The sequence below is a fragment of the Streptomyces sp. NPDC006365 genome (assembly GCF_042870755.1).
Classification (GTDB): domain Bacteria; phylum Actinomycetota; class Actinomycetes; order Streptomycetales; family Streptomycetaceae; genus Streptomyces; species Streptomyces xiangluensis.
Window position 1 is genome coordinate 218672 of sequence record NZ_JBIAHS010000002.1, and the last position, 12658, is coordinate 231329.

At 69.9% G+C, this 12658-nt stretch carries 12 protein-coding genes, 1 tRNA gene and 1 pseudogene; 9 read left to right on the plus strand and 5 right to left on the minus strand.

Going from position 1 to position 12658, the window contains the following annotated elements:
• Positions 1 to 45: 45 nt before the first annotated feature.
• Positions 46 to 255, minus strand: a pseudogene (locus tag ACFYO0_RS06195) (hypothetical protein); the annotation flags it as partial.
• Positions 256 to 290: 35 nt separating this feature from the next.
• Here ACFYO0_RS06195 and ACFYO0_RS06200 point away from each other — a divergent pair.
• Positions 291 to 590, plus strand: coding sequence for a tyrosine-type recombinase/integrase (locus tag ACFYO0_RS06200; protein WP_388671438.1), 300 nt, complete (start codon positions 291 to 293; stop codon positions 588 to 590).
• A 91-nt stretch (positions 591 to 681) separates the two neighbouring features.
• Here the strand turns inward: ACFYO0_RS06200 and ACFYO0_RS06205 are convergent.
• Positions 682 to 754: transfer RNA gene (locus ACFYO0_RS06205), tRNA-Arg, on the minus strand.
• 311 nt (positions 755 to 1065) lie between these two features.
• On the opposite strand from ACFYO0_RS06205, the gene ACFYO0_RS06210 reads away from it, so the two are divergent.
• The 4 genes from ACFYO0_RS06210 (at position 1066) to ACFYO0_RS06225 (ending at position 6875) form a co-directional block, all read left to right on the plus strand.
• The gene (locus ACFYO0_RS06210) at positions 1066 to 2673 is read left to right on the plus strand and encodes a dynamin family protein (protein ID WP_388671441.1); all 1608 of its coding nucleotides are present in this window, start codon (positions 1066 to 1068) and stop codon (positions 2671 to 2673) included.
• Positions 2670 to 4583 (plus strand): YfjP family GTPase, encoded by a 1914-nt coding sequence (locus tag ACFYO0_RS06215; protein WP_388671444.1) that lies wholly within the window; start codon positions 2670 to 2672, stop codon positions 4581 to 4583. The genes ACFYO0_RS06210 and ACFYO0_RS06215 overlap by 4 nt, the downstream gene beginning before the upstream one ends.
• Positions 4584 to 4739: 156 nt before the next feature.
• A complete protein-coding gene (locus ACFYO0_RS06220; protein WP_388671447.1) occupies positions 4740 to 5210 on the plus strand; it encodes a single-stranded DNA-binding protein in 471 nt (156 codons plus the stop codon).
• A gap of 255 nt (positions 5211 to 5465) precedes the next feature.
• Positions 5466 to 6875: a Cys-Gln thioester bond-forming surface protein gene (locus ACFYO0_RS06225; protein ID WP_388671450.1), complete on the plus strand. Its 1410-nt coding sequence runs from the start codon at positions 5466 to 5468 to the stop codon at positions 6873 to 6875.
• 64 nt (positions 6876 to 6939) lie between these two features.
• Here ACFYO0_RS06225 and ACFYO0_RS06230 read toward each other — a convergent pair whose 3' ends face one another.
• From ACFYO0_RS06230 to ACFYO0_RS06240, 3 genes are all read right to left on the minus strand, one after another.
• Positions 6940 to 7464: a hypothetical protein gene (locus ACFYO0_RS06230; protein ID WP_388671453.1), complete on the minus strand. Its 525-nt coding sequence runs from the start codon at positions 7462 to 7464 to the stop codon at positions 6940 to 6942.
• A gap of 150 nt (positions 7465 to 7614) precedes the next feature.
• Positions 7615 to 8598 (minus strand): S1C family serine protease, encoded by a 984-nt coding sequence (locus ACFYO0_RS06235; protein ID WP_388671456.1) that lies wholly within the window; start codon positions 8596 to 8598, stop codon positions 7615 to 7617.
• Positions 8599 to 8747: 149 nt separating this feature from the next.
• Positions 8748 to 9152, minus strand: a complete 405-nt coding sequence (locus tag ACFYO0_RS06240; RefSeq protein WP_344396708.1) for a VOC family protein — start codon at positions 9150 to 9152, stop codon at positions 8748 to 8750.
• 9 nt (positions 9153 to 9161) lie between these two features.
• Here ACFYO0_RS06240 and ACFYO0_RS06245 point away from each other — a divergent pair, with 9 nt between their 5' ends.
• The 4 genes from ACFYO0_RS06245 to ACFYO0_RS06260 all read left to right on the plus strand — a co-directional run bounded on the left by ACFYO0_RS06245 (position 9162) and on the right by ACFYO0_RS06260 (position 12637).
• On the plus strand, positions 9162 to 9599 hold the full coding sequence (locus ACFYO0_RS06245) for a hypothetical protein (RefSeq protein WP_388671460.1): 438 nt from the start codon (positions 9162 to 9164) through the stop codon (positions 9597 to 9599).
• Between the two features lie 448 nt (positions 9600 to 10047).
• Positions 10048 to 11226, plus strand: coding sequence for an ABC transporter ATP-binding protein (locus ACFYO0_RS06250; protein ID WP_388671463.1), 1179 nt, complete (start codon positions 10048 to 10050; stop codon positions 11224 to 11226).
• Positions 11223 to 11966 carry an ABC transporter permease gene (locus tag ACFYO0_RS06255; protein WP_388671467.1) on the plus strand — a complete coding sequence of 248 codons (744 nt, stop codon included), beginning with the start codon at positions 11223 to 11225 and terminating at the stop codon, positions 11964 to 11966. Before ACFYO0_RS06250 ends, ACFYO0_RS06255 begins: the two co-directional genes overlap by 4 nt.
• A complete protein-coding gene (locus ACFYO0_RS06260; RefSeq protein WP_388671470.1) occupies positions 11963 to 12637 on the plus strand; it encodes an ABC transporter permease in 675 nt (224 codons plus the stop codon). Before ACFYO0_RS06255 ends, ACFYO0_RS06260 begins: the two co-directional genes overlap by 4 nt.
• Positions 12638 to 12658: the final 21 nt, after the last annotated feature.

The window sequence follows — 12658 nt, forward strand, 5'->3', positions numbered from 1 at the left end:
CAGTACCTCCTCCATCAGCCGGACCACGGCGCATTTGGTGCAGTGACCCACCGCGAGGCGGAAGAAGAACTCCGCCTCCGTGGCGTCCGGGGCGCGGAGTGCATCAGAGACCGGCTGTCGCCCGAGGTCGAGCCTCGACCGGGCCCGCGCAGATGCGGCAACGAGGCGAGACGGAGTAATCCGGCCGCCTGACGGCGACACCCTGTGATCTTGTAAGTCGAAGGCGACAGCCCTTGTTTGACCTTGGGACGCCATCGACTTACGAATCCAGGAGTGGAAGGCCGCCGGGGATGACTGGCAGGAAACGGGCCTCGTCTTCACCACCAGGCGGGGGGACTCCGATCGAGCCCCGGAACCTGAACCGGCGCTTCTACCCGATCCGCGAACGGCTGGGCCTGGAGATCCGCTTTCACGACCTCCGGCACACCTGTGTGACCCTGCTGCTCGGCCTCGGCATCCCGCCGCGCATCGTCTGCGACATCGTCGGGCACAGCGCGCTGGACGTGACCATGAACATCTACGCGCACGCCGACATGACGGAGAAGCGGGCCGCTCTCGACAAGCTGGGGGGCCTGCTGACTGTCGAATGACGTGGCCGTTGCCGTCAGCGCTGCCGTCAGAGACGCGAAACGCCCTGGAGGGGTCTGACCCCTCTGGGGCGTTTTTGCTGGTAGGAGTGGGCGCCCCCGGCAGGACTCGAACCTGCGGCCAAGCGCTTAGAAGGCGCCTGCTCTATCCACTGAGCTACGGGGGCCAGGTGTGGTGGCCTGTGGCACTGATGCCCGGGTGTGGGCGGATCCGTGACCTTGCCGGGGACAAGGATAGGGCTCCCTTGCCCTGGTCCCCGGTGCTTCGCCTCCGTGGCTCAATGTGGAGGTTCGGTGAAGCGGTCCTGATAATCGCAGGCAGGTGCGAATCGTGCATCGCTTTTGGCGTCTGGCGCCCCTGGTGTTGTGCACTCGTTATGCCTGCGCCCCAGTCGTCCCTTCCGCCCCCTGTGTCCGATCGGCGCGCAGATGTAGTCATATGCTTCAGAAAGCATCCAAAATTGGGCATTCTTCACATGTGGTGACCTTGGACGTACGGCCTCAGCTGCTCGACGCACTTTCCGCCCTGCGCGACCGTGTCGCCGCCGCACGCTTCCCGCTGCCCCTGGCGGGGGCCCCACGCGCGCGTGCCAACCGCGACGAACTGCTCGCACAGCTCGACGACTATTTGGTGCCCCGGTTGAGGGAACCCGAAGCGCCATTGCTCGCCGTGGTGGGGGGTTCCACCGGCGCCGGAAAGTCGACACTCGTCAACTCCCTTGTGGGGCGTCGCGTCAGCGAGGCGGGAGTGCTGCGGCCCACGACGCGCACTCCGGTGCTGGTGTGCCACCCGGAGGACCACCACTGGTACAGCGGGATGCGCGTACTACCCGACCTCACACGCGTATGGAGGCCACAACCGGACCCCAAGGGCGACGTGCTACAGCCGGACGGTCCACGCGCGCGCGTGCTGCGTATCGAAACCGCCGACACCCTCCCGCGCGGGCTCGCACTCCTCGACGCGCCCGACGTCGACTCCTTGCTGGCCGACAACCGCGTCCTCGCCGCGGAGCTGATCTGCGCTGCTGACGTCTGGATCATGGTCACCACGGCCGCGCGGTACGCCGACGCCGTGCCCTGGCATCTGCTGCGTACCGCCAAGGAGCATGACGCCACCCTTGTCACCGTCCTCGACCGCGTCCCGCACCAGGTGGTCTCCGAGGTGTCGCGGCAGTACGGCGCTCTGCTCACCAAGGCAGGACTCGGCGACGTGCCCCGCTTCACCGTGCCCGAGCTGCCCGAGTCCGCGTGGGGCGGTGGGCTGCTTCCTGCCACCGCCGTGGCGCCGCTGCGCACCTGGCTCACCCACCAGGTGCAGGATGCCGGGGCCCGGGAAGAGGTGATGGCGCGTACGGCGTACGGAGTGCTCGACTCGCTGAAGGCGCGGATGCCCGAACTGGCCAGTGCCGCGGCTGCGCAGTACGCCGCCGCGCTGCGGCTCACCGCGGCCGTCGACGGGGCGTACAACAGCGAGCACGCGCGCGTGCGGGGTCGTCTGCAGGCAGGAGCGGTGCTCGCCGGGGACGCGTTGAAGCGGTGGCGCAGTTACCCGCTGGACTGCACCGCCGGCGAACTGCTCGACGCGCTCGTCGAGAGTCTGGCCGCACTGCTGCTGTGCGCCGTCGCCGCAGCCGACGAACGCATCGACGAGGCCTGGCGCCGCGAACCCGCCGCGAATGCCCCCGGCCTGACGAACCGTGATCCGGATGCCGAAGACGCCGAGCACCGGATCGGGCTGGCCGTACGGCGCTGGCGGCGGGTCATCGAGGAGTACGCCGAGGACGAGGTACGCAAGCTCGACAGGAGCATCGCGCCCGACGTCGAGGTGGTGGCCGCGCTGGTCGCCACCTCGCTCCTGGGTGGTCGCCGGGCGCGGTCCGCGGGCGAGAGCCTCGCGGAGCGGATCGGTGCGCACGGCGCTCTGCGGTTGCGCGACCGGGCCGGGCGACTGCTCACGGACTACCTCGAAAAGACGCTGCACACCGAACGAGAGCGGAGGCTCGCCCCGCTCGACGCCCTCGACGTACGCCCGGAACCCCAGGCCGAACTCATCGCCGCGCTGTCCGTACTGCAGAAGGAGAGGTGACCGAGGTGACCGCCGCCACGGATCACAGGGATCACTTCGACCACTCCGGAGACGACAAGGGACACGGGAACGAGGGAGACGGGAAGGGTGAGCACGCGCGCGTGGATGATGCCGAGGACACCGCCCCTTTGGAGGCCGTGAATTCCATGGAGTCCGCGGATTCCACCGACACGGACGCGGACGCGGACCAGGACTCCGAAGACTTCTGGGACGACGGGCTGATCGCACGCCGCGTGTCCGCGACAGACGAGGCGCAGGGGTACGGACAGGTCGTACGGGAGCCGGTCGGGGAGGCCTGGTCGCCGCCTGTGCCTCCTCTCGCGTACGACAGGACGCTACGGTCGCGTCTCGACGCACTGCGAGAGCTGGTGGGCCTGTCCCGGACCCGGCTCGACAGCAGGACGCTCGCCGAGGCGGGGCGGGTCCTCGACGCGGCTGCGGCACGGCGCCGTCTCTCCGGGCAGCACACCGTCGTCGCCATCGCCGGAGCCACCGGCAGCGGCAAGTCACAGCTCTTCAACGCGCTCGCCGGAGTGGCCATTTCGGAGACCGGAGTACGCAGGCCGACCACCGCCGCGCCCATCGCGTGCAGCTGGAGTGACGGCGCCGCGACGCTCATCGACCGGCTCGGCATCCCGGGGCGGCTGCGGCGGCGCCCATTGCAGAGCCCGGAGGCCGAGGCGCAACTGCGCGGGCTCGTCCTCGTCGACCTGCCCGACCACGACTCCGCGGCCGTCCAGCACCGCGAGCAGGTGGACCGCATCCTGGGGCTCGTCGACGCGATCATCTGGGTCGTCGACCCGGAGAAGTACGCCGACGCCGTGCTGCACGAGCGCTATCTGCGGCCCATGGCGGGCCACGCGGAGGTCACCTTCGTAGTGCTCAATCAGATCGACCGGCTGCCGGGAGAGGCCGCCGACCTCGTCCTCGACGACCTCAGACGACTGCTCGACGAGGACGGGATCGCGCTCGGCGAATACGGTGAACCGGGCGCAAACGTGCTCGCGGTGTCCGCCCTCACCGGCAAGGGCATCGGCGAACTCCGAGAGGCGCTCGGGCACTTCGTGGCAGAGCGGGGCGCCGCGGCACGCCGGATCTCCGCCGACCTGGACTCGGCGGCGGCGCGGCTGTGGCCCGTCTACGCCAACGGACAGTGGGCCGGGCTCAGCGAGGAGGCGCGCGACGAGTTCGCCGACCGGCTCGCGGACGCGGTGGGCGCCACGGCCGCCGGAGAGGCCGCCGAGCGCGCCTGGCGCCGCCACGCCAACCGCGCCTGCGGCACGCCCTGGCTGCGGCTGTGGCGCTGGTACCAGGACGTGCGTGAACCTCCGACCGGGCGCCAGGCCGTGCGGGCGCACGCCGAGGAGGAGGCAACGGCGCGCCAGCGCGTGGAGCAGGCGGTGCGTACGGTGGCCGAGCAGGCGTCCGGCGGACTGCCGGCGCCCTGGGCGCAGGCGGTGCGCGAGGCGGCCGTACGAGGATCGCAGGGGCTGCCCGAGGCGCTGGACGAGCTGGCGGCAGGAGCCGGGTCTCCGGCCGGGCGACCGCCGCGGCCCGGCTGGTGGCCGCTGGCCGTGCTGGCGCAGGCCTCCATGACCATCCTCCAAGTCATCGGCGGAATCTGGCTGTTGGGGCAGGTCATCGGCTTCATGTCACCGAATCTCGGGGTGCCCGTGCTGCTGATGGCGATCGGCATCGTCGGCGGTCCGGCCATCGAGTGGGCCTGCAAGCTGGCGGTACGCGGGCCGGCGCGACGGTACGGGGACGAGGCGGAACGGCGATTGCGGGAGGCAGCCGCAGCATGCGGCCGGGCGCGGGTGCTGGATCCGGTGGCGGCGGAGCTGCTGCGATATCGGGAGGTACGGGAGCAGTACGTGCGGGTCACGGGTGTCGGAACCCCGATCGGGTGACCGAGTTGTCCACAACCGGGCGGTAGCCCACAGCGCTCAGCGGGCTCGGGCCGGCGGAGGCAGTCTGGGACCGCGGCGATCACAGCGCGATCGTCGCGACAGACGCAGCCGTACGGGACGAGTCCGTACGCATGTGGACATGGGAGGAATCCGGCCATGAACGAGATGACGGTGTGTGCGGTGGGGAACGTCGCTACGCAGCCGGTGTACCGGGAGACCGCGGCAGGGGCGTCGGCGAGGTTCCGGCTGGCGGTGACGCAGAGGTACTGGGACCGCGAGAAGAACGCGTGGACGGACGGCCACACCAATTTCTTCACGGTATGGGCCAAGCGGTCGCTCGCGAGCAATGTTCAGGCTTCTGTGACGCTGGGCGATCCGGTTGTCGTCCAGGGCAGGTTGAAGGTCCGCACCGATCAACGCGACGGCAAGACATGGACGTATGCCGACATCGAGGCGTCCGCGGTCGGCCACGATCTGTCGCGCGGCTCCGCGATGTTCCGGCGGGCGAACAGGGGTGAGATGGCATCGGCCGCGCCACCCCTGCCGGAGCCCAGCTGGGAAACGGAGCCGGGAGGCCGGCCGACCGTGACTGCGCAACAGCAGGCGGAGCCAGCTCTGATGACGTGATGTCAGGTGCGTCGGTCGAAGTGCGGCTTATCGGCGAATGTGTCCCGGACGGTCCACCGTAGATTTGTCGACACCTCCAACTCGGATGCGATCTTGGCGATAACAATTCCGAGTCGGATCGGTTATCCGATGGGATGCCTGGGGAGCGTGGTCCGCCTCGTACCTAGGATGCCGGGCATAGCTCTCGGGGCTTCTGATTCTGCTGGTGGGACCGCAACCCCCCACGTCAACGGGTCCTGCTCGAAGGGGAATTCTGTGCTTTCTTCGTTCTCTGCGTTGTCCGTACGCGGGCGAGGCGTCGCCCGCCTCGCGGCGGCGACGCTGGTGTCCGGGTTCGTCGTGGTGAGCGCGATGGCCACGGCGGGTACGGCGGCTGCCGCCGACGACGAGATCCCGCAGAGCCGGGGTGGCGCGACCGCCACCATCGGTGGGCTCAAGACGTCCGGGTTCGCCGTCATACACGACAACGGCGAGGACAGGCAGGTGCCTGCGGGGCTGTTCGAGATGTCCGTCGACAACGGCGGCACTCTGCAGACCTACTGCGTCGACATGGACCACCCGACGCAGATGTCCGCCAAGTACCAGGAGACGCCCTGGAGTGGTACGTCGCTCAGCGGCAACCCGGACGCGGGCAAGATCCGTTGGATCCTGCAGAACTCCTACCCGCAGGTGAACGACCTCTCGGCGCTGGCCAAAAGAGCCGGCGCGAGTGGTCTGACCGAGGAGGACGCGGCGGTCGGGACGCAGGTGGCGATCTGGCGGTACTCGGACGGTGCCGACGTGGACGCGGTGAACCCGAAGGCGGAAAAGCTCGCCGACTACCTGCACAAGAGCGCGCGCGACGTCGCGGAGCCCGAGGCCTCGCTGACCCTGGGGCCGTCGGCGGTCTCCGGGCGCGCCGGTGACGTACTCGGCCCCGTCACGGTCCACACCAACGCGGACAGTGCGCGGGTGACACCGCCCGCCGACGCGACGAGCGGGGTGAAGGTCGTCGACAAGGACGGCCGGGCCATCACCTCCGCGGTCGACGGCAGTCAGCTGTTCTTCGACGTGCCTGAGGGTGCCGCGGACGGCTCGGCCGCGCTGACGGTGCAGGCCTCGACCACAGTGCCGGTCGGCCGGGCCTTCGCCTCCGAGAACAGAAGCCAGACGCAGATCCTCGCGGGCTCCAGCGAGTCGACGGTCTCCGCGACGGCGACCGCGAACTGGGCCGAGGAGGGCGCGATACCCGCGCTGTCGGCCGAGAAGAACTGCGCCAAGGGAGCCGTGGACATCACGGCGGCCAACGCGGGGGACGAGCCGTTCACGTTCGAGCTGATGGGGGCCCAGCACACCGTAGAGGCGGGCACGTCGCAGACCGTGACGATTCCGCTCCAGGAGGACCAGGCGTACGACTTCACGATCAGAGGGCCGAACGGCTACGAGAAGCGGTTCAAGGGCGTTCTCGACTGCCAGACGCAGAGCAGCGCGGGCGGTGAGGCCACACAGACGCTGAGCGAACCGAGCCCGGCCACAGTCGGCGGCACCTCCACCGGCGGCACCGACCTCGCCGAGACCGGCAGCTCCAGCGTCACCCCGGTGATGGTCGAAATCGCGATCGCCCTGCTCGTGATCGGCGGCACCGCGCTGCTCCTCGTCCACAAGAAGAAGCCGACTCAGGACTGAATGCCTCGGGACTGAGCGACGAATGACCGCACCTTGACAACTGCACAGTGAGCGATCGCGCGCGTCAGCGGCACCGGTTGGTGTGGCTGATGTCGACGACGAAGCGCTCCGGGGAGTGCAGCTTGAAGGTCTTGTATGTGGGCTTCGTGTGGAAGGCGGCTCCGAACGTGACCGTGCCCTCGAAGTCGCCGGTCAGGGCGAGGCCCTTGAGTTTGGGCAGGTGGATCTTCAGCAGCTTGGGACCCTGGTAGACCGACCGGCCCGCTTCGTTGTGCGCGGCGGCGGGGGAGAGCCTGATCTCCAGGAAGTGCTTGCCGGCGAGCGGGACCTTCGCTCCGGTGCCGTCGTAGCGCAGCTCCCTGACCGGTTTCACGGTGACAGGGGGCATGGTGCCCCGGACGTCGATGACGATCCGGTCGTACGAACAGTGCCCGCCCCAGCGGGCGTTGACCACGAGGGGGGTTGCGGGAGTCTGCCGGGAGGCCTCGGCCTGTGCGGAGGCGGAGGCAGAGGCGGGAATCGTGGTGCCGACTGCGGCGGTGAGAAGGATGCCTGCGGCGATGGCCGCGCGGCGTGGATGATGTTGCATGACGCCCCCGATTTCTCCTGGTGAGGGGCAGCGATTTCATTATGTGTGACATCCGACAGAGTCATACGGTTGCATCGCTTGTGATGCGATTCGCCGGGTTTTCTGCTCCCGGATCTCTGAGCCCCGGATTTTCTGGGCGTATCAGGTGTCTCAGTCGTCCGCTGCCAGCTCCGCCGGTGTGGCGATGACGTCCACGAGGGCGTCGCCGCGTAGCGCGGTCAGCGCCAGTGGCCGTCCGATGGCGTCCTCGAGCATCAGCCGCTGCAAGGTCTGTGCGCTGGTGACCGGCTCGTCGTGGGCGGTGAGCAGCAGGTCGTCGGCGCGCAGCCCGGCGCGGGCGGCGGGTGAAGCGGGTACGACCTCGACGATGCGCAGGCCGTTGCGTTGGCCAAGCCGTGCCCGAAGCGGCGGCGGGATCGGTGCGGGCGTACCGGCGATGCCGAGGTAGGCGCGGCGGACTCGGCCGTCGGCGAGCAGGGCGGCGACGATCCGCCGGCTGGTGTCGTTCACCGGGATCGCCAGGCCGAGGCCGATCTCTGCGATGGCGGTGTTGATGCCGACCACCTTGCCGTCGGCCGTGGCGAGGGCTCCGCCCGAACTGCCGGGATAAAGGGCGGCATCGGTCTGGAGGACATCGTCGATGACGCGCGTCGTGGAGCCGGTGCTCGCCGGCAGCGACCGTCCCAGGGCGCTGACCACGCCCGCTGTGACGCTGCCGGCCAGCCCGAGTGGGTTGCCGACCGCGACCACCAGCTGGCCCACGCGCAGTGCGTTGGCCTCGCCGAGCCGGGCCGGCGGCGGGGTCGGCCCGTCGGCGCGGACCACCGCGAGGTCGGACAGCGGGTCGGCGCCGATGACATGGAAGGGGGTGGTCGTACCGTCCGCGAAGGAGGCCGTACCGGCGTCGGAGTGCCCGACGACATGGGCGTTGGTGAGCAGGAAACCGTCGTCCGTGAACACCACCGCGGAGCCGGTGCCCATCACGAACCGCCCTCTGTAGCGCCGGTGCGCGACGTTCAGGGCCGCCACCTTCGGAGTGAGCTCGGCGGCGACCGAGACGACGACCTGGGAGTACGTGTCGAGCGCCGCCTGCTCCCCGCGGGAGCGGTCGGGCTCGGAGACTGTCTCGGCCACGAGTCGACCCTTTCGGCTTACCCAAGGTTTGTATTACATGATTACAACCTGGCGCGGCTCAGTGGGCCGGACTTCGCTGTGGGCGGAGCGGACGATGGTGTGGTCGCTGACGTGAGCCTGAAACCGCCCAGCCGCAGCCGTCCCACCGCCTAATCGTCGAGTTCGGTGAAGAGGGTCAGCTGGAGGGCGGCCGGGGCCTCGAGCCGGGAGTTCAGGGAGTTCCAGGGGGTGCGGGTCGGCTCGGCGAGCACCTGGGCTCCGGCGGCGGCCAGCTGCGACGTGGTGGTGGCGGAATCGTCGACCTGGAAGGCGACCCGGATGTGGCCGGCGACCCGCTGCCCGACCTCGACTTCGTCGATGAAGGCGGCGTGGTTCGGATCCGTCAGTTCCAGCGTGGCCCGGCCGGCGTCGAGGATGGTGACTCGTCCGCCGGGGGAGGAGAACGCGCCGCGCTCGGTCAGACCGAGGACGTCGCGGTAGAAGTGCAGCGCCGCGTCGTAGTCGGCTGCCGTGACCACCAGGCGGAGTTCGCGTACGGCGGGTTCGTCGGGCATATCGGCTCCTTGGAGATCTCGAATGCGGGCCAGGGTCGACCCAGCCTGCCGCTCCGGGAGGGGGCCCGGAGCCTCGGCGGTACAACCGTCCTGTGTCCATCCGGATTCCAACTCGCCGCATCGAGCCCGGCGGCACGCGCCCGGCACCGTACCCGTACGGCACCGGCCGCCGCGGTGTGCGTGGTGGCCGCCGTCACGGCGGGAACGTTCGCGCTCACCGACGCCAACGACCCTCAGCCGGCAGGGCACAGCGCCGCACCAGCCCAACAGGCCAAACAAGCCAAACAGGCCAAGGATGAACGGGTCGCCCAGCGGATCGCAGCCGATCGCGAAGCGGAACTGGCACGGCAGCGAGCACGCGAGCAGGCCCGCAAGACCGAGGCCGCCGACGCCCTGGCCCGAGCGCTGCGAGCCCCGGGCCTGCGCCCCGCCCTGCGCGGCAGCTAGGTGGAAGTCGCCTTCAACGAGGGCCTGTTCGCCGAGGGCGACGGCTCACCCCCACCGGTGCCCGCCAACTCACCGGCTCTGGAGGCTGCCTGACCGACCGCAAGGCGCGCGTCGAGATCCACGGCCACACCGCCACCGTCTTCGGCGCCCCCGAAGTGGCGGTTCCGTCCTCGCCCTGTGGCGCGCCCTCGTGGCCGCCCGCGAACTCGGCGCCGCCAGCGGCAACCCCTCACCGCGTTGACCACCACCAGCGCGGACCAGCAGGACGCCCCGTGCGACAGCGCCGCACGAAACCGAACGGTAACCGTGGTGATCACACCCGAGTGGAGAGTGGTACGAACAGGCCCCGGCTCGGTCGCAGTCAGCCACAGACTGGCTAGACTCGCACCCCCGTGCACACGTGATCGCGCCACGCACGGGCCATGCCGTTCCCGAAGGGTTTCGACGCTTGATAGCCATCGAAGAGGTCAGCAAGCGATATGCCGACGGCACGGTGGCCGTCGATCGCCTGTCCCTTGAGATTCCGAACCACTCCATCACCGTGCTGGTCGGGCCTTCGGGGTGCGGCAAAACCACCACGCTACGCATGATCAACCGCATGGTCGAGCCCAGCAGCGGCACAATCCGGGTTAACGGCGAGGACGTCCAGCGGCAGCCGGTCAACGCCCTGCGCCGTTCCATGGGTTACGTCATCCAGAATGCCGGCCTCTTCCAGCACCGCACCATCATCGACAACATCGCCACCGTGCCGCGGCTGCTGGGCTGGTCCAAGCAGCGCGCCCGGGCACGGGCGGCCGAGCTCATGGAACGGGTCGGCCTCGACAAGGACATGGCCCGCCGCTACCCGTACCAGCTTTCCGGCGGTCAGCAGCAGCGTGTCGGCGTGGCCCGTGCGCTGGCCGCGGACCCGCCGATCCTGCTGATGGACGAGCCGTTCTCGGCGGTCGACCCGGTCGTCCGCCGGGGTCTGCAGGAGGAGTTGCTGCGCATTCAGGGCGAGCTCGGCAAGGCGATCGTGTTCGTCACGCACGACATGGACGAGGCCATCACGATCGGCGACCGTATCGCCGTGCTGCGCACCGGCGGCCGGCTCGCCCAGTTCGCCGCGCCGGACGAACTGTTGTCGTCGCCCGCCGATGAGTTCGTGGAGGAATTCCTGGGCGGCGACCGGGGCATCCGCGGACTGTCGTTCCTTTCCACGCGCGACCTCGAACTCGACCGCTCCCGGGTCTTCCCGATCAGCACCGACCGGCAGCGGATCGCCGAGGCCGCCGACTCCCAACCCGCCTATGCCCAGCCGGTTCTGGTCACCGACGCCGAAGGCAAGCCCCTCGGCTGGACCGACCCCGCGGCCTGGGACGGCGACGCCGTGACTCTGACGCCGTACGGGCAGAGCTTCGAGATCGGCCGGGACTCCCTGCGGGTCGCCCTGGACCGGGCGGTGCTCTCGCCCACCGGTCACGCGGTCGCTGTGGACCGGTCGGGACGAGTGCTGGGTATCGCCGGTCAGGAGACGATCGCCGCGGCGATCCGCGCCGCCCGCCGGCAGCGCGCCGCCAGCCCCTCGGGCTCCGCGCAGGGCACGGACTCTCCGCAGGACCCGCCTTCGGTGAAGGCCACGCGATGAACGGTTTCTTCGACATCCCGAGTGACCTCCAGAGCAGCTATTTCGGCCTGATCTCCACGCACCTGCAAGAGGCCCTGATCCCGGTGCTGGTCGGCTTCCTGCTGTCGCTGCCGATCGGCCTGCTGTGCGTCCGGGTCCGCTGGCTCTACCCGCCCGTGCTGTGGACCACCACGGTGATCTACGCGATCCCGTCGCTGGCCTTCTTCGTGGTGCTCATCGACTACACCGGGCTGAGCAAGCTCACGGTGATGATCCCGCTGTGCCTGTACAGCCTGGTCGTCCTCGTCCCGTCGGTCGTCGACGGCATCCGGTCGGTTCCCGAGGAGACGAACGCCGCCGCCCAAGCCATGGGTATCGGCCTCGTACGCCGCTATCGCCAGGTCCAACTGCCCATCGCCGTACCCGCGATCATCGCCGGACTTCGGGTGGCCGCCGCTTCCAGCATCAGCCTGGTCAGCGTGGGCGCGCTGATCGGCAACCAGGGCGCGCTGGGCAACCTGCTGACCACCGCGCTGCTCTACCAGCGCCCCGCGCTGGCCCTGAACTCGGTGGTCACCACCGCCGTACTCGCCGTGCTCGTCGACGCCCTGCTCGTCCTCGCGCGCCGGCTGCTCACCCCCTGGCAGCCGCCGTCCGACAGCAAGGCCAGGCGCACTGCCCTGCGTACCGCCGCGGGCCCCTCGGCGGGGGACTCGTCCACAACGGCGGGCGCCGCCCGCGCACCGGAGCGCGTCTCGTGAACGTACTGAACTTCATCGAGTCCTTCTTCAACGACAGCGCCCACTGGAGCGGGTACGACGGCATCCCGCAGCGCGTGTGGGAGCACCTTCAGTACTCCGCCGCGGCGCTCGCGATCGCCGCGGCGATCGGCCTGCCGATCGGTCTGGTCACCGGGCACACCGGCCGCGGCGGCAACGCGATGGCGTTCGTGGCGGCGGCGGCCCGCGCCCTGCCGACGTTCGGGCTGCTGGTGCTGATGTTCGTGTGGCTCGGGCTGAGCGTGCTGCCCGTGATGATCCCGCTGGTGGTGCTGGCGATCCCGCCGATCCTCATCACCACTTACGAGGCGGTGCGCACCGTGGACCCCTCGCCCGTCGACGCCGCCCGCGGAATGGGCATGTCGCAGTCGCAGATCCTGTTCCAGGTGGAGGTGCCGGCCGCGCTGCCGCTGATCTTCAGCGGGCTGCGTTCGGCGGCGATCCAGATCGTCTCCACGGCGACGATCGCGGCGTACGTCTCTCTGGGCGGCGTCGGCCGGTACATCGTGGACGGCCTCTACCAGCGGGACTACGAGAAGGTGGTCGGCGGCGCCACTCTCACCGCCGCCCTCGCCCTGCTCGTCCTCGTGGTGTTCTGGGCCGCGGGCCGCACTGCGGTGTCCCCGGGGGTGCGCAGGCGCGGGGCGGCCTGACCGCGGGCCTCCCCCCGCCGG

What these genes read in the sequence shown, in the direction of transcription:
- ACFYO0_RS06200 (WP_388671438.1), top strand. Translation starts at nt 291, where the DNA reads ATGACTGGCAGGAAACGGGCCTCGTCTTCACCACCAGGCGGGGGGACT.
- ACFYO0_RS06220 (WP_388671447.1), top strand. Translation starts at nt 4,740, where the DNA reads ATGAACGAGATGACGGTGTGTGCGGTGGGGAACGTCGCTACGCAGCCG.
- ACFYO0_RS06230 (WP_388671453.1), bottom strand. Translation starts at nt 7,464, where the DNA reads ATGCAACATCATCCACGCCGCGCGGCCATCGCCGCAGGCATCCTTCTC.
- ACFYO0_RS06240 (WP_344396708.1), bottom strand. Translation starts at nt 9,152, where the DNA reads ATGCCCGACGAACCCGCCGTACGCGAACTCCGCCTGGTGGTCACGGCA.
- ACFYO0_RS06255 (WP_388671467.1), top strand. Translation starts at nt 11,223, where the DNA reads ATGAACGGTTTCTTCGACATCCCGAGTGACCTCCAGAGCAGCTATTTC.